Consider the following 16365-nt stretch of genomic DNA (forward strand, 5'->3'; position numbering starts at 1 on the left):
TGCTCCTGATCCTATTTATTGGGCCGCGGCCTTTTTCAATACGCCTAGTACGGTTAACGCCCTTGCTCTTGCTGCACTGTGCTCGACAATCGCACTTGGATAAGCCGTTTTAGTGTTGAATAACGGCTGTTCAAACAAGGACGGAGTCTGCGCTGTACTGGGTTGATGTAATTGCTTAATTCCCCAAGATGCGAGCTCTGGTAAGTACTTACGGATGAAGCTGCCATCTGGATCAAACTTTTCACTCTGGCTCATAGGATTAAAAATGCGAAAATAAGGCTGGGCATCGCAGCCACAACCGGCGGACCACTGCCAGCCGCCATTATTCGCGGCCAAGTCACCATCGATGAGCTTTTGGCGAAAATAGCGCTCGCCCCAACGCCAATCAATCAGTAGATGTTTAGTCAGGAAACTCGCCACCACCATACGCAAACGGTTATGCATCCAACCCGTTTGATTGAGCTGGCGCATAGCCGCATCCACAATCGGATAGCCAGTACGACCTTCACACCAAGCGGCAAACTCCTGCGGATTGTTACGCCACTGCACATGGTCGGCTTGTCGATTGAAATTATGATTTTTAGATAAGTCAGGAAATGCCACCAGCAAATGACGATAAAACTCACGCCAGGTAAGCTCATTTAACCAAGTACGAGCTGGGCTAGTATCGTCGACAATCACCTCGGGGAAGTCATGCAGCAACGCGGCAACGCATTGTCTTGGGCTAATGACGCCAATGGCCAGATAAGGTGAAATTGAACTGGTACCATCGATGGCAGGGAAATCCCTATCTTGCTTATAATCCTGCACTTTCTGTTGGATAAATGCAGAAAGCAAACGCTTTGCCTGCCCTTCTCCCGCAGCCCAAAGTTCACTCGACACTTTAGTGACATGGTGAAGCAAAAGCGGCTTTGGCTCGGCCAACACAGGTCCAAGCGGCGCCGGAACAGGAAGCGGCAAAATGGCATGGCGAGCGGCAATTTCTCGCCACTTACGGCTAAAAGGAGTGAAAACCTTGTACATGTCGCCAGATAAATTCAGCACTGTGCCCGGCTTTAGCAAACAATGCTCATCGGTTAGCATTAGAGGGATGCCCGCCTGAATACAGGCTTGGTCGCGCTGTTGTTCGTTAATCTCAGGCTCACTGCCGGCAAACACACGGCCAATCCCCTGTTGCTGGCAGTAATCACTGATAAACGCTGGCACATCGGCAAAGGTATCTAACTGAATTAATTCGAATGCAATCCCCAAACTCGCCAGCCCTTGGGCAAGTAAATTAATGTGACGTTCGATAAAATCTAACTGAATGGGCGCCACATCATGGCGTTGCCACTGGGTTGGCGTAGCGATATAAATCGCCTTAAGTGCCACGCCATTCTCCCGCGCCCAATCACAGGCTGCACTTAGCGCTTGATTATCGGCAAGACGTAAATCTTGGCGAAACCACATCAGTGCATTATTGCCCTGCACTTTTATTGACATTGAATCTATTGGCATTGAATCGTTAACTGATGTCATTGTTTTCTCCACTATTGCCCTGCTCGCTTTTCCCTTTGCCTTTGTGACTTCTGCTGACCTTCCCCACAGAGCGAGATGGCATTTGTCCAATCAAGTCAGTCATCGAAGGCGCCCAGAAGGCCGATAAGGAAGTCAAGGTCGGTACAAAGGGGCCAACAAATCGGCAGGGGAAACTCATTTGTGCCAATACAGTGAGCATTTCAGTCTGCTCAGACCCCGAATGATTTGGATCAGGGATCAGCAAAAGTGCATCGACGTTAAGCCTGCCCTGCAGCAGCGGTAAACTGCCTATGGCCTGCTCCCCAAGGTCGATTACCGATACTCGAAGCGACGCTAACTCAAGCAATAGCAACAAAGAAAACAAGCTTTTAGTGCGAGTAGAGCTAGGCGGCGTGGCAGCGCAGCGGGATAACTGCACCACAGCCATTCGCGCCGCAATGGCCTGTCCGGTAAAGGCATAACGCCCACCCACTCGGCTGAGTAATTCGCTTTTTAACCAAGCGAGAATTAACTCGGCATCGAGCCGCTCATCCACTAAGTCATCGAGTTGATTAAGCCAAGGTTGCAGTAACTTTTCTTTCACTAATTGAAACGGATATAAGCCAAATGCATCGTCTAATATCTGCTGCAACTTATGCTGATTGAAGTCGAACAATGCCGCATTCAGCGCAATAATTTGCTCGCCCCACAGATCGACAACTTGGGATTCAATCATTTCACTTGATAATTTGGCGGCACTCATCAGCAAAGGTTTAACCTTACTGATCGCAACACCTTTAGCTAACCATGCATTAATCTCATGAATTTCTTTGATATTTTCACTCGTATATAATCTGTGTCCCTTGGGCGTGCGCGCAGGGATCACTAAACCAAAACGGCGCTGCCATGCCCTTAGGGTCACGGCATTTACGCCCGTGAGTAGCGAGACTTCACCTATGGGGAGTAACACGCCATCATCGGGTTCATCGTTGGTCATAGACTGGGTATCTTGTTTCATATATCAGAAATAACTCTCTCAATTCAAAGCTAAAACTTCGCAGTGCGACAAAGCCAATGCTAATAGGCATAGCGCAGCTTCAACGCCTCTGGATGAGGATTCAAATACACTTGCTCTTCAATGTAAGGCGTTGGGAATTCCCGCAGATAATGGTTGATTAGCGTGATAGGCACTAACAGAGGCAATAAACCTTCGCGATATTTCATAATCGCTTCAGACAGTTCTGTCTTTTGCTCTTTGCTCAAATGCTTTTTAAAGTAGCCCTGAATATGCTGCAGCGTACTGGTATGATTTTTACGGGTCGCATTGATTTTGAGGGCCGTCATAAAGCCTTCAAAGTAGCGTGTCGCGCTTTGTTCAAGATCCTCAATATTGGCCACTATCGGCCCAAGCTCGCGATACCATGTAGGGCTATGCGCCATTAACAGGTATTTATAGCGGGAATGAAACTTCACTAACTTATGCTTAGTCAGCCCTTCATGCTTCATCAGATGCCAATCGTGATAGGCATAAACGCGGGTGAAAAAGTTCTCCCGCAGCACCATGTCATGCAAGCGGCCTTCTTCTTCCACGGGCAATAGTGGATATCGTTCCATCAACTTACGGGCGAATACACCAATCCCCGACTTAGAGCCATTGTTAGTGCCAATTTTATACTCTGTCACCCGCTCCATGCCGCAGGTTGGCGACTTAGCGCAAAGCAAGTATCCGCCGAGGAAATCGAGCTCTTCAACCTTGTTTTCGCTGTATTCATTGAGCTTATCGGTCACATCTAAGCTACCGTCACCGCTCTGCACTAAGATGGTTTCACCATCACGGACTAAACGGATACTTTTACGGGGTGCACCTAGGCCAATCGCCATTTCTGGACAGATAGGCACATAATCGAAAAATTGCTTAATCTCTTGATTACAATAGGTAGAATTTTTATGTCCGCCATCAAAACGAACCTTCTCCCCTAATAAGCAAGCACTGATCCCAATCTGAATTCGCTGCGGGTTAAACTTGTACATAAGTCGACTCCTTGTATCACTATGTCTTTAATTACGGACCATAGTTGTACAAGGATCAAGTTTTTGTATAAATATTTTTTAAAAGCCACGTTCAAGCGTGACTTCTGATAAATCAATCACGAATGAACCACACATAAACCCCACATAATCCTGAGTTGGCCTCTAACTTGCTTAATAAAATACCGAGCATCATTAGATTGAGTTGAACGCCCAGTAGCACCATTTAACCGCACAGCATTAAAGCCAAAGGTGACCAAGGGACTCAATCGCGACCACTGGGCCATACCAAAAGGAATCGGACATGAGCACAATCAACCCCAACAGCTATACCAATCCCTATGCTAATTTGGCACTCACGCAACTCAAATCGAGCCAGAGTAACCAAGCCAATGATCACACTCCGATGGCGGCATCGGGTCCCGCAGCGAGCCAAGATACTGTAACCCTCTCCTCATCTGCGCCTGTAGCGACAGCCGATACCTATAGCCATCTCGCAGCTAATGCCAAACAAGGCTATACGGGGAATGTGCAAGCTATTGCCGGCACCCCTGAGTCAGATAAAAGCACCGACAAATTGGCTGAAGCCATGCAGACGATCCTCGATAAGCGTACAGGTATCGATAGGGAAAAACTGAAGCAGCTAGAGGCTGAAATGGAAAAAATTGCCAACGATGAAAGCCTGTCTGATGAAGAAAAAGCCAAGCAGCTAGAGTTACTGCAAGCGCAAAAAATGGATCTGATAAAGGAGTCTTCAGAGAAAAATGAACAGAGGCAGCGCAGAGTCGATCCCGAGGTGTATTACAGCTAACAAAGCAATGGTATACCAAGAGGTGAAGCGGATTGAGGTGTACTGAGTACAGAGTACAGAGTATTGAGTATTGAGCGCAGTGTAGGTGTGGAAGATAACCTGATGACGTGAAGATTAGTTTATTCGTTAAAGATCAGCCTAAGCATTTGAACTTAGGCTGATCATTAATATTGTTTGGCTAACTCTTTTGCTAAAAACTGGCTAAGAGAAAGTGGCTAAAAACGAGCTGCTAAAATGCGTTACCAGCAACTTTTCTAAGACGCTTAAGCTTGTTTCTCTATCTTGTTAATACTGCCCTTATAACCGGTTTCATCAACGGCCTTGAGCAAATTATCGAGATTAAAATCCTCTGGCACAGTCACTATTGCTTGCTCAGTTTTCAACGAAGCCTTGGCCTTAATCACCCCATCGGTTTTACGCAGGGCTTTATTCACGACAGTGACACACAGCGGACATGTCATGCCCTTTACATCTAAGGTAACCAGCACGTTTGCCGCCCAAGTGGGTGCTGAACACAAACTCAAGGCGAGAAATAACACTAACTTCATTCGAACACCTCTAATAACCAAGGTAATACAAAAGGATATAACTGAAATGCCAGCACGACAGGCACAGTTAACCAGTACAGCCACACCATCTGAGTACGACTCAACGTCGCAGTACACAGTGGCTTTTTTGCAAAATAGAGCCGCCAAAATCCTATCAGGATAAGTCCAGTAGACAGTATCAACATGGGCACTTGAAGCCAGCTCAGTTGCTCAATCCCTGACAGGCTCGCGGCCGACACCCCGAACACCAAATAAATAAGCGGGGCAATACAGCATAGGCTTGATGCAACCGCAGCAATCACTGCGGCGGCCATCGTCGCTAAGAGTCCCTTAGCGTTGTTCGATTGACTGGTAGTCATAGGCAAACACTTTTGGCTCATAATAATTCACAGGATCGCCATCGACTTCCGCATAGGGATAACCAAAGTTATTCAGTGGTGTCTGCTCGGCTTCAGGGAATAAATCAAAGTCGCGGCCATAGTTAAAGCCAACCCAATTCATTTCCCAGTTACCAAAGAGGTAATCATTCACTGCCTGAACCGCAGGATCGCTGTGTTCTTTTTTCTCTGTTAAGCGCATTTTAGTCACATCGGCAGGATCGGCTGGCAACCAACCATAACCCGCTAAATAGAACATAGCGCGGCAATGTTGACCGCCACTGACATCGGCAGCCCCTTTGTCATCGGCGCTCCCAAAGGCCTTTTTAGAATAATGACCCATCTTGATCGCCTGACCCAAGCGAATACCAAACATTTCACGGGCAGGGATACCCACAGCGCGCATTAACGCCACAAATACCGAGTTAATGTCGGTACACTTACCGCCTAACTTGCCACTTTCTAAAATGCTGGCCACATCACCTGTACCACAGCCAATCACACTATTGTCACGGAACATATTAGCGCTAACCCAAAGGTAAATCAGTCGCGCTTGTTTCAGTGGCTCAGTTTCGCTACCGACGATTTTATCCGCCGTTTGCTGCACAATACCGTTAATCGGCATATGTTTAGTCGGCAGTAAATAACGTTCTACATCTGCAGGATAGTGGATCTGTGTTGGTGTGCGATAGTGAGTCAAAGCGCCGCTTTTAACCGGTTCCCAATCTAAGGTTTCAATGTCTAACTCAACGGTCATTGTCATGCTGTCTTTGGCATCTGGCCAAGTCGCAAACAGCGTTTTAGCGCCATAACTGTTGTTTGAGCTGATATAGGCATCTTTAAAACTGCCGGTGAAATTCAGCTTACTAACCCGTTGGAATTGCGTGTCTTCAGGCAAAGGGATCCACAACTTAACCACGCCCTCAGAGCCTTCAGGAGCAACAAGATGGTAAGTGTTGGTTAAGATAAAACGGCGGCGTCCATCACTTGAGCTAGGTTCAACGACACTCGATTTAGAGGAAGATGCCAGTACCGGCGTGATAAACCCCGCAGTCGACAAAATAGCCGCACTTTTTAAAAAATTGCGTCTTTGCATTATGACATTCCTTAATATGATTTAGCGCCAGAGAAAGAGGTACTACTAAAGTTCTGTGCGCCATTATAGGGCGTCCCACTGTGAGCACAATAACGCTTGGAACACAGCAGTAAAAAACTTACATCAGAGCTCATTAAGTCTATAAACCCATATTCACTTTAGACAAAATGACCAATCAGAGCATTAAGTATCACATAAAAAAGCAAGTATTGAGTGATCCAATACCTGCTTTTGCAATATTTGGATTTTATCGCGATGTTAGCTGCTTCAGCGGTTTTAACTCGCGTGAATATTAACTAAACGCTAGGAAAGGTGATACACATAGCAATAAACCTGTGATGATAATGATGTACAGCGACGCGCCTTTGTACTTATGCAGTGCAGGCACTTGATACACTAAATAAGCAGGGATCAAACACCCGACCAAACCAAAGATTGGACTGCAAATCGACGTAAAGCTCAGCACTGGCGCATTCAATACAATCGCGCCCCACGACAGTAGAATCGTGAAAATCATGATGCCGTAACCCACAAGCTTTTTGTTGATGCGATCTTCAGGCATATATCGACGCAGCATATTCATGGTTAGCCCTTGGCAAGCTTCCCTGAAACCAAGATACACCCCAAAGTAAGCCGTCATTACCGCAAAAATGTTCAGTGTCAGACTCAGTAATTTCAGTGTTTGTCCCTGCATACCTTGGGCGACCATGGCTAAGGCTGAGATATTTTCTTCCGATGCGCGCACCGCTTGTTCATGACCCATAGCGAGCGTGAATGACACAGCATAAAAGAACACCACGACAAACAAGACACCAAAGGCAATATTCATGGCGCGCATCGCTTTAAAGCGCGCCACGGCTAAGGATTTTTCCCGCGAACGGTATGAAATCACCATAGGGCTTAAGCTTTGAATAAACAGAATCGATGTCAGCGTAAAGGGCAGCATAACGACCGCATCTTTTAACCAATCTCCCGTTGCCGGAATAGCGCCAATATTATTGATATCCCACTTGTCCACCATCAATAGCCCTAACACAGCCACAACGCCCAGCTTAGTCAGCACCATAAAAGTGGAGATCTTAAACAGTAGATTTTCGCCGCGGGATGCTAAAGCAACTAAGCCGCAGATCAGCGCTAACCCGTAGAAGGGATTATGTGACAACAACTCTTTCGTCACCCCAAAGCTCTGTAAAAAAGAAGCACTGTCGTTAGTAATGGCCGTTGAATACACAAACACCCAAATAACCAGCATGATGAAGTACAAACCGCCCAACAACATGCCCCAGTTTTTACCTAAGTAACCCGAAATCACACTCGGGTAATCCTTACACTCAGGTGATTCAGCTAAGGTATTGATAAATAACCGCTGAAACATATACATGGCTGGATAGCCAATAATGCCTGACAGTAAGAACACCCATAGACCCATTAAACCGACCTGAACAGGCAAGAACACGATCCCCGCGCCAATTGCCATACCGATACTCATGATTATCCAGCCCCAATCCGTACTATCGAAGCGGGTATCTGCTTTCCACTGTGCAGCAGTAATTGTTGCATCCATTATTTCACCTTTACCTTGTTGCTATTATTTTGTGCAAATATATTTGAACAAAACAAACTCAGCAACCATTATACTCAACTTTTGTTGAACAAAGAGTTAACGCTCACAACTTGACTAAAAACGGGATAAATAGCGCATAAATCACAGTCTCAAGTGAAATTTTTTAAAAAATAATTGCAATAAATGCAAAAAATACAAATAATGTTGCACATCAGCCGACCGCGGCATTCAATTTTATTTGCACGTTGGAGAGACAATGAAAACCATTATCCACGCAGAAAACGCTCCCGCAGCCATTGGCCCTTATTCACACGGTACGAGCTATGGCAATCTCATCTTCACCTCTGGCCAACTCCCCGTTTGTAAAGAGAAAGGCGGCGTAGTTGACGGTGGGATCACCGCACAATCGATTCAGTCGCTAGACAATCTCAAATACGTGCTTGAAGCGGGTGGCGGTAGCTTAGAAACGGTTCTCAAAACCACTTGTTATCTTGCTGAGATCAGTGACTTTGCCGCCTTTAACGAAGTGTATAAAACCTATTTTAAAACTGACTGCCCAGCGCGTAGCTGTTTTGCGGTGAAGGATCTTCCACTGGGCGTTAAAGTGGAAGTTGAAGCGATAGCACACGTGAAAATTTAAGTATTAACAAAAGGTTGTAAGCTGATGAAACCCCAATGGCAGCAGTATATTAACATCATCAAACAAGTCGTTAAGCCCGCATTAGGCTGCACTGAGCCCATTGCCGCCGCTTACGCCGCCGCCGTCGCTCGCGCCTTACTAGGTGTTGAGCCCGATTCAATTGCTGTACAAGTGTCTGACAATCTTTATAAAAACTCTATGGGTGTGTTTGTACCTGGTACAGGCAAAATTGGTCTTGCGATTGCCGCTGCGGCAGGCGCCATTGCCGGTAATCCTGATGCGGGCTTGGAAGTGTTGGCTGTGATTACGCCAGAACAAGTTGCTAGAGCACAGGCACTGATCGATGCGGGTGAAGTCACAGTCGAGCGCACTGAAACCGCAGAATTTATTTATTGCTGCGTTATCGCAAAAAAAGGCGACCGCGAAGCCCTAGTGAAAATCTGTGGTGGCCATACGCTTATTGCCGAAAAGCGCCTCAACGGTGAGTCAGTCTTCAGTGCCGATAGCACGCAAGCCAAAGCCACGGGTTCCATCTGTGAAGGCGTGGATATCACTATCGAATCCATTTATCGCTTCGCCCAAGAAGTCCCCTTCGAAGAGATCAAGTTCATCCTCGAGGCCTCTGAGTTAAACGGCAAGTTATCCGATGAAGGCATGGCCAATCCCTATGGACTCGAAGTCGGCCGCACCATGAAAAGCGGCATAGCCGCCGGCATTATTGGTGAAGATTTACTGAATAAAATAGTGATGTTAACGGCTGCAGCCTCAGATGCGCGCATGGGCGGTGCTAATTTGCCCGCCATGAGTAATCTTGGCAGTGGCAACCAAGGCATCGCCGCGACCATTCCCGTGGTATTAACGGCGCAATGTTACAAGGTTTCTGAAGAACAACTCGCCCGCGCGTTGATCATGAGCCATCTCGGGGCAATTTATATCAAGTCCCACTATCCGCCGCTGTCAGCATTTTGTGGTAATACAGTCACCAGCGCCGCCGCGTCTATGGCCATGGTGTATTTGGCGGGAGGTTCGTTCGAACAATCCTGTTTCGCGATTCAAAACGTGATCAGTGACAGCTCGGGCATGGTGTGTGACGGCGCTAAAGCTTCCTGCGCCATGAAGGTCAGCACGTCCTCCAGTGCGGCCGTGCGCTCATTTTTGATGGCGCTCAGTAGTCACAATGTCTCCGGCCAAGGTATTATTGCAACCGATGTTGAAAAAACCATTAAAAACATTGGCAAAATGATCCTCAATGGCATGTCATCCACAGATGTCACTATTATCGATATTATGTCGGCATAATGATTTTAACCCGCTGAATAATGGCGGGTTAATAACCAAAGGTTGAAATTGTGAAACTGCAAGATTTAACGCAAAGTGATCTGGACATTCTGAAATCGGTCGAAAATATCGTCGATGGCATCGCTGCTATGTATGGTCAGCACACAGAAGTGGTATTGCACAGCCTAGATGCGAAACATCCGTCTGTGGTCAAAATTGCCAATGGCCATGTCACAGGTCGAGAAGTGGGTGCGCCGATAACCAACCTTGCCTTGCTTAAACTCAAGACAGGTCAGGATATTTCTAACTCTTACCTAACTAAATGCGCCAATGGTAAGACGCTAAGATCGATCACGACAGTTATCCGCAACAGTAAAAATCAGCCCATAGGTTTGCTGTGCATTAACAGCGACATGGATGCGCCGCTGCAATCTGTACTGCGCACTATGATGCCGGATAATCTCTTCAGCACTGAAGTAACCAGCTCACCAGAGATATTTGCCCGCAATATCGATGAAGCGCTGCATAGCACGATTGACAGTATCAACCATGAAGTGCGCTCCAACCCTGGGATTTCACCCTCACAAAAAAGCCGTGAAATCGTCAATCAATTGCATGAGTTAGGTATTTTTGAGCTCAAAGACAGCGCCCAAGTCGCTGCTACTCGATTGGGGATTTCGGTACATTCGATTTACCGTTACCTGCGGGAAATTAAAGCCAATCAAGCTTAATTCAATATTATCTCAGGGTATCAAAAACAAAAAAGCAACGAATATTCGCTGCTTTTTGTTGTGTAAACCAATCCAGTCAAAATGAAGGATTAATCCCTTTTACCCACTTTCTCTAAACCCCATACCAGTGCAATCGCCGCCAGCATACACACAATCGCAAAGGCGAGTTGCGAAGGTAGGCCCGTCACTTGCTCAAAATTAAGCGGCGAAATATTTTGCTCCAGCAAAGGCACTTGCTCACCGTGGGAGTTAGTCCGCCAAGTTAAGGTTTCTTTCCATGGCCAAATTTTACCTAAGGTGCCTAACATTAATCCAGTTAGAAACACGATAGTGGCATCGTGGTGCTTACGCAGCAGTGCCGACAATAGATGACTGAATGTCAGTAATCCCATCACAGCGCCAACGGCGAAACAGGCCAAAATATCCAGCTGAATATTTTTAGCCGCTGCTAAAACCACGGGATATAAACCCAGTAATAATAAGATAAAACTGCCAGAGATCCCTGGTAACACCATGGCGCAAATGGCAATCGCGCCACCGAAGAAGATATTCATGTAACTGGCTTCTACCGCGACCGGATTCAACACAGTTATCGCCCATGCAGCCAGCACACCAAGAGCAAATAAACCTAAACGTGCCACAGTGAAACCACTCACTTGCTTAAGCATATGCACAACAGAGATAAGAATAAGCCCAAAAAAGAACGACCAAATCGGGATCGGATGCGTCGCCAGTAACCAAGAGATCAGCTTAGCAAAGGTAAAAATACTGGTCAGGATCCCCGCCAGCAGACTCACTAAAAAGCCACCATTAATATGGGCAAATGCCCCTTTTATGCCCTGCGACTTAATCACGCCCCAAAGGGAAGGATTGATGCGTTTTACACTGTCGAGCAAGGTATCGAGAATACCGGTAATAAACGCTATGGTGCCGCCCGAAACGCCTGGCACGACATCGGCAGCGCCCATGGCCATTCCCTTAAAATACGTCAGCAAATATTTCACTGTGAGTCCTTGTAGTTAAATCAATATGCCATTGCCGCTAAACGACAAATTGGCCGCAATTATACGGTGTTACACTAAAAACCGCGAAATGAAGTTTGCTTAATTAAGTCGACTGGTATTTGTTGTTATCCTAATGTTACACTCATCCGACCAGAGCAGTCCAAACCCAACTTGGAACAGGCTCAAGATAACAATACCCTTTTGCACCATTATTAAGGATGACCATGAGCCAGACAGACTCTTCTAGCACTGCAGAACAAAAACCAAATAAAGTGCTCGCGCTCTACCATAAGACTCGCCGTTATCCCTTCGGCCAAAAACTGTTTTCAATCATGGTTTCACGCATGGCGCCCTATTTCGGCACCATCAAACCACTGATCACTGAATTACGCCTTAATCATTGCGCCTGTTTAATTAAAAAACGCCATGCTGTTCATAATCATATAAAAACTGTGCATGTGATTGCGATTTGTAACGGCCTAGAAATGGCGATGGGCGTGATGGCCGAAGCCTCAATTCCAAAGCATTTACGTTGGATCCCTAAGGGCATGAGTTTGGATTATACCGCTAAAGCCGGCAGCGATATTTTGTGTATCGCCGAAGTGACGCCAGAGCAATGGACTCCTGGCGATATGCTCGTTCCCGTTACCGCCTACGACACCCAAGGTGTGGTTGTGGTGAAAGGACATATCAAGTTGTGGATTTCAGAAAAACCACAGAAATAAGCGTTTTACACGAGCGCTGTGCTTAATGTCTGCATCTAAAAAGGGAGCTAAGCTCCCTTTTACTTTTTAGCCTTCAGCCGTATTTCGTTAAAAAACTCGGTTAGCGCAATTGCACGGCGCCTTGCTCGCTCACTTTTAAGTAAGGATTTTTAAGTGCGGACTTTTAAATCCGAACTGTTAAATATGAGCTCTTAAATATGAGCTCTTAAATACGAAATCTTAATTCGACCTGTTAAATACGAGATTTTAAAATAGCAGCCCTTTATCGCAGCACTACCCTATATAGCAGCCCAGTTAAACCAGATGTTAAGCAAAATGACTGGCGGTAAAACGCTCAATCAAACGGATAAAGTCGGCTTCGGCAAGCTTGGCACATGTTAAGGTTTGTTCATGGGATAACAGCACGTCCCCCAATCCTTCGGCCATATTGGTAATGGCACACACAGCCAAGACGGGCAAACCACAATGCGCCGCCGAAATCACCTCTGGCACCACAGACATTCCCACTACATCGCCACCGATGATTTGCATCATGCGGATTTCGGCCGCGGTTTCAAAACACGGGCCAGAGTAAGACACAAATACCCCTTGATTCGCTGCAATGCCTGCGGCTTTTGCGACACTTAAGGCTTCTGCTCTCAGGTCTTTATCATAAGCATTGGCCAAGCTAAAAAAACGTGGACCGTAACTTTCATCGTTTGCGCCCGTCATGGGCGTACCCGGCATAGTGTTGATGTGATCGCTGAAAATCACTAATGATCCCACGCCGATCCGCTCTGGTCGTAATGACCCCGCAGCGTTAGTCACTAGTAACAATTCACACCCTAAGCGTTTGAAAGTACGCACAGGCGTCGTCATCACCTTCATGCTTTGGTGCTCGTAAAAATGCCCGCGGCCTTTCATGCACACTATGTCTACGCCATGTAAGCTGCCGAGCACTAGCTCTCCCGAGTGACCGACGACGGTACTCACGGGAAAGCCGTCTAAATCTTCATAGGGGATCACCACTTTGTTATCTAAATTATCGGCAAACGCGCCAAGCCCTGAGCCCAAAATCATAGCAGCACGGGGAGAGAAATTCGGTTTACGGGCTCGAATCGTCGCAAGGGCATTAATAACAGGATCATGGCTCATACAAGGTACCTCATAGCAAAGGAGTGAAAGAGTAAACGCCCTCAGTATAAGCAGGCTTGGGGTTGCAAATAATCGCGATTAACCGCACTATTGTGCTGATAAAAAGGACAATAAATAAAAATAGTGAGCCTGAGATGAGCAAGATAAACGCACCAGAACTCGTCACCTTGAAGATGCTGCGGTATTTCCATCGGGTTGCTGAAGTAAAAAACTTTACCGCTGCCGCCGAGCAACTGCATCTATCGAAATCTCCGCTGAGCGCACAAATCAAAGAGTTGGAATCGCTCCTTGGTGTTGAGCTGTTCACTCGCAGCACTCGGCAAGTAGAGCTCACACCCTATGGCCAATTGTTAAGAGAAAAGTGCGAGCAAATATTCGCGCTGGTGAATACCTCATTGGAGCAAGTGGCTCAGCTTGGACGACTCGATAGAAACCATATTCGGATTGGCATCATGAGCTCGCTGTTTTGGATGGGATTTGGTGACATACTGAAAAGCTTTCGCAAACAATGCCCTGATAATGAACTGATCTTTCAAGAGTTATCACCTGAAACTCAAAAAGTCGCCTTAGCGCATCAAGAAATCGATTTTGGCCTAGTGCGCTACGCCGACACCTTAAATCTGCCGCACCTAATCGCCGAAACCATCACCAGCGAACCTATGGTGTTAGCGCTGGCAAATAAACATCCCTTAGCCAGACGTAAAAGCATCGACTTGAGTGAACTCAAAGATGAGCCATTTACCTTACTCAGCCGTGCCAACTCCGCCTCTAGCGATTTGATTATCGCCAGCTGTCAGGCCGCAGGATTTATGCCGCAACTGGTACAGGAAATGGTCGAGCCCAATAGCTTAATGGCGATCATCGCTGGCGATAACAGGGTATCCATAGTGCCGCAAAGTTATGCATCACAGCCTTGGCCTAGGGTAAAGTTTATTAAATTAAAACAAACCATCCCCGCCGATATCTGCCTGATTTATCGGCCAGAAATGGCTTCGCTGCCGATTCTCGATAGCCTGATGGACTTATTGAAGCAACAAATCAAAACCATTTAGATTGTCTCCCAAACGAGTGCTATGCTGAGTTTAATATTCAGGGTTCATATTTTAAGGATATCAGGATGGATGAATTTTTAGCGGCAGCCATTGAAGAAGCCAAACAAGGACTCGCCGAGGGCGGCATCCCCATTGGTTCGGTATTAGTGATCGATGGCAAAATCGTCGGGCGCGGCCACAATAAACGGGTACAAAAAGGCAGTTCAGTACTGCATGCCGAAATGGATTGCCTCGAAAATGCCGGCCGATTTAGCGCCGCCGAGTACCAAAGAGCAACCTTGTATTCCACCCTATCGCCCTGTGATATGTGCAGCGGCGCGGTATTACTTTATGGCATACCTAAAGTCATCGTCGGTGAAAACACCACCTTTCAAGGGCCAGAAGCCTATGTCAAATCCCGCGGCGTTGATGTCACTGTGGTCGATAACGCCGAGTGCAAACAACTGATGCATGACTTTATCGCTAACCATCCCACACTCTGGAACGAAGATATCGGCGAGTAGTGGATCTTCACTCTTCTCAGTCACTTTCTATATTTCACTTGCTATCTTTTTTGTATTTCACTTTTTGTATTGGCTGTATTTCATTGGGGGCTAGCGCCTGCTAGCTAGCCCTCACAAATCCCAGTGAAAAGTCGAACATGCCTACTAGCGAAAGGAACTCAGCTAACGTGCCAGCCAACTTACCTAAAGACCCTTGGTCAAGATCAGACTCCACGCAGCCAGTCGTAATGGCGATTCCTGCACAGCGTAATGCCAATCTCGATGCCATTCGCGGCTTAGCCGTGTTGGGGATATTTTTTATGAATATCTATTTTATGGGCATTACTTTTTTTGGCTATGCGCCCCACGAAACGCCGCCGCTGTCGGATCACATAATCAAAGTGTTCAGTAACTTTTTCATCGAGGCGCGCTTTATCAGTCTGTTTTCCATCTTGTTTGGCGTCGGGCTTTTTATTCAATATCAGCGATTTAGCGCCAAAGGCCTAGAAGCATATCCTTTACTGCGCTCACGTTTGAAATGGCTAATGGTGTTTGGTTTACTCCACGGCATCATTATCTGGCCTGGTGATATTTTATTAACCTATGGGATCAGCGGATTTTTAGCTTTGTGTTACAAAGATTTAAGTATTGAAGCCCTTAAGCGCAAAGCGAATATTTTTATTTTAAGCGCCTTAGTGATCATCACGCTGATTAGCCTTACGGGCAGCGATGAACCTTTCACTCGAGAATCGAGTCTATTTGCAGAGCAATACAGCGCATGGACCTCAGGCTATTCCGACCAACTGTTTCTGCATTTGATGCAAGTGGGTTATATGGCGCTGGTGATCCCTTTTACCATAATGTGGTTTACGGCGGGCTTGATGCTGCTCGGCATGGCCTTGTATCAACAGGGGACTTTTGAGCGGGGTTTTAGCAAACCACAACTGCTTAAATTAGTGCTAGCCAGCGTGACAGTATCGCTACTTGATACCGGTTTAGACTTTACGGACAACCCTATTCTAGTCACGTTTTCAGATGTGTTAATCATGCTAAGCGCTATTCCTATGGCGCTGATTTACATTCATATTATGGTTAAAATTTGCCAAAATAATCCGAATAGACTCACGCCACTGCAAAATGTTGGCAAACTCGCCTTTAGCCTCTATATTCTGCAATCCATCGTTGGCGTGTTAGTGTTTAGGCACTTCGCCCCCGAATTGCTATTGAGTCTAGACAGATGGGGATACATGGCTATGGCACTGGTTTATTCAGTAGTGCAATTACTGTTAGCCAGCCTGTACTTACGCTATTTCAAGCAAGGGCCATTGGAAAAACTTTGGCGCCACCTCGCGTTTAAAAAATACGCGGCATCACAAGAACACAAGCAAGCTTAAAAAC

The 16365-nt window shown here is 46.5% G+C and carries 17 protein-coding genes; 8 read left to right on the forward strand and 9 right to left on the reverse strand.

The window, feature by feature from the left end:
- Window positions 1-15: 15 nt before the first annotated feature.
- From phrB to OX890_RS16615, 3 genes are read right to left on the reverse strand one after another with little or no spacing between them, the layout of a single operon-like run.
- Window positions 16-1518, reverse strand: coding sequence for a deoxyribodipyrimidine photo-lyase (phrB, locus tag OX890_RS16605; RefSeq protein ID WP_126492462.1), 1503 nt, complete (start codon window positions 1516-1518; stop codon window positions 16-18).
- Window positions 1505-2515: a MerR family transcriptional regulator gene (locus OX890_RS16610; RefSeq protein WP_126492463.1), complete on the reverse strand. Its 1011-nt coding sequence runs from the start codon at window positions 2513-2515 to the stop codon at window positions 1505-1507. The genes phrB and OX890_RS16610 overlap by 14 nt, the downstream gene beginning before the upstream one ends.
- Window positions 2516-2574: 59 nt before the next feature.
- Window positions 2575-3528 (reverse strand): YbgA family protein, encoded by a 954-nt coding sequence (locus OX890_RS16615; protein ID WP_006082548.1) that lies wholly within the window; start codon window positions 3526-3528, stop codon window positions 2575-2577.
- Between the two features lie 301 nt (window positions 3529-3829).
- On the opposite strand from OX890_RS16615, the gene OX890_RS16620 reads away from it, so the two are divergent.
- Complete coding sequence (locus tag OX890_RS16620) at window positions 3830-4336, forward strand: hypothetical protein (protein WP_012089770.1); 507 nt, start codon at window positions 3830-3832, stop codon at window positions 4334-4336.
- A gap of 263 nt (window positions 4337-4599) precedes the next feature.
- Here the strand turns inward: OX890_RS16620 and OX890_RS16625 are convergent, their stop codons facing one another.
- From OX890_RS16625 to OX890_RS16640, 4 genes are all read right to left on the reverse strand, one after another.
- The gene (locus OX890_RS16625) at window positions 4600-4884 is read right to left on the reverse strand and encodes a heavy-metal-associated domain-containing protein (protein WP_106649907.1); all 285 of its coding nucleotides are present in this window, start codon (window positions 4882-4884) and stop codon (window positions 4600-4602) included.
- Entirely contained in the window at window positions 4881-5198 is a 318-nt protein-coding gene (locus OX890_RS16630) for a hypothetical protein (protein WP_126493515.1), read from the reverse strand. Before OX890_RS16630 ends, OX890_RS16625 begins: the two co-directional genes overlap by 4 nt.
- Window positions 5199-5214: 16 nt before the next feature.
- Window positions 5215-6357, reverse strand: coding sequence for a transglutaminase-like domain-containing protein (locus OX890_RS16635; RefSeq protein WP_126492464.1), 1143 nt, complete (start codon window positions 6355-6357; stop codon window positions 5215-5217).
- Between the two features lie 292 nt (window positions 6358-6649).
- The gene (locus OX890_RS16640; RefSeq protein ID WP_006085735.1) at window positions 6650-7921 is read right to left on the reverse strand and encodes an amino acid permease; all 1272 of its coding nucleotides are present in this window, start codon (window positions 7919-7921) and stop codon (window positions 6650-6652) included.
- Between the two features lie 256 nt (window positions 7922-8177).
- Between OX890_RS16640 and OX890_RS16645 the strand changes: the two genes are divergently transcribed.
- The 3 genes from OX890_RS16645 to OX890_RS16655 are packed head-to-tail and all read left to right on the forward strand — an operon-like array spanning window position 8178 to window position 10570.
- On the forward strand, window positions 8178-8561 hold the full coding sequence (locus OX890_RS16645) for a RidA family protein (protein ID WP_126492465.1): 384 nt from the start codon (window positions 8178-8180) through the stop codon (window positions 8559-8561).
- Between the two features lie 24 nt (window positions 8562-8585).
- Complete coding sequence (locus tag OX890_RS16650) at window positions 8586-9860, forward strand: L-cysteine desulfidase family protein (RefSeq protein WP_126492466.1); 1275 nt, start codon at window positions 8586-8588, stop codon at window positions 9858-9860.
- 50 nt (window positions 9861-9910) lie between these two features.
- Window positions 9911-10570 carry a helix-turn-helix transcriptional regulator gene (locus OX890_RS16655; RefSeq protein WP_006085738.1) on the forward strand — a complete coding sequence of 220 codons (660 nt, stop codon included), beginning with the start codon at window positions 9911-9913 and terminating at the stop codon, window positions 10568-10570.
- A gap of 89 nt (window positions 10571-10659) precedes the next feature.
- Here the strand turns inward: OX890_RS16655 and OX890_RS16660 are convergent, their stop codons facing one another.
- A complete protein-coding gene (locus OX890_RS16660) occupies window positions 10660-11574 on the reverse strand; it encodes a DUF368 domain-containing protein (protein WP_126492467.1) in 915 nt (304 codons plus the stop codon).
- A 224-nt stretch (window positions 11575-11798) separates the two neighbouring features.
- Between OX890_RS16660 and OX890_RS16665 the strand changes: the two genes are divergently transcribed.
- A complete protein-coding gene (locus OX890_RS16665) occupies window positions 11799-12299 on the forward strand; it encodes a hotdog fold domain-containing protein (protein WP_006085741.1) in 501 nt (166 codons plus the stop codon).
- Between the two features lie 306 nt (window positions 12300-12605).
- On the opposite strand, the gene xapA is transcribed toward OX890_RS16665, so the two are convergent.
- On the reverse strand, window positions 12606-13433 hold the full coding sequence (gene xapA, locus OX890_RS16670; protein ID WP_126492469.1) for a xanthosine phosphorylase: 828 nt from the start codon (window positions 13431-13433) through the stop codon (window positions 12606-12608).
- 134 nt (window positions 13434-13567) lie between these two features.
- Here xapA and OX890_RS16675 point away from each other — a divergent pair, with 134 nt between their 5' ends.
- The 3 genes from OX890_RS16675 (at window position 13568) to OX890_RS16685 (ending at window position 16361) form a co-directional block, all read left to right on the forward strand.
- Window positions 13568-14485, forward strand: a complete 918-nt coding sequence (locus OX890_RS16675; protein WP_126492470.1) for a LysR family transcriptional regulator — start codon at window positions 13568-13570, stop codon at window positions 14483-14485.
- A 65-nt stretch (window positions 14486-14550) separates the two neighbouring features.
- Window positions 14551-14988 carry a nucleoside deaminase gene (locus OX890_RS16680; RefSeq protein ID WP_006082562.1) on the forward strand — a complete coding sequence of 146 codons (438 nt, stop codon included), beginning with the start codon at window positions 14551-14553 and terminating at the stop codon, window positions 14986-14988.
- A 167-nt stretch (window positions 14989-15155) separates the two neighbouring features.
- Window positions 15156-16361 carry a DUF418 domain-containing protein gene (locus OX890_RS16685; RefSeq protein WP_172599600.1) on the forward strand — a complete coding sequence of 402 codons (1206 nt, stop codon included), beginning with the start codon at window positions 15156-15158 and terminating at the stop codon, window positions 16359-16361.
- Window positions 16362-16365 lie beyond the last annotated feature (4 nt).

The organism is Shewanella sp. DAU305, from assembly GCF_026802235.1.
Classification (GTDB): domain Bacteria; phylum Pseudomonadota; class Gammaproteobacteria; order Enterobacterales; family Shewanellaceae; genus Shewanella; species Shewanella baltica.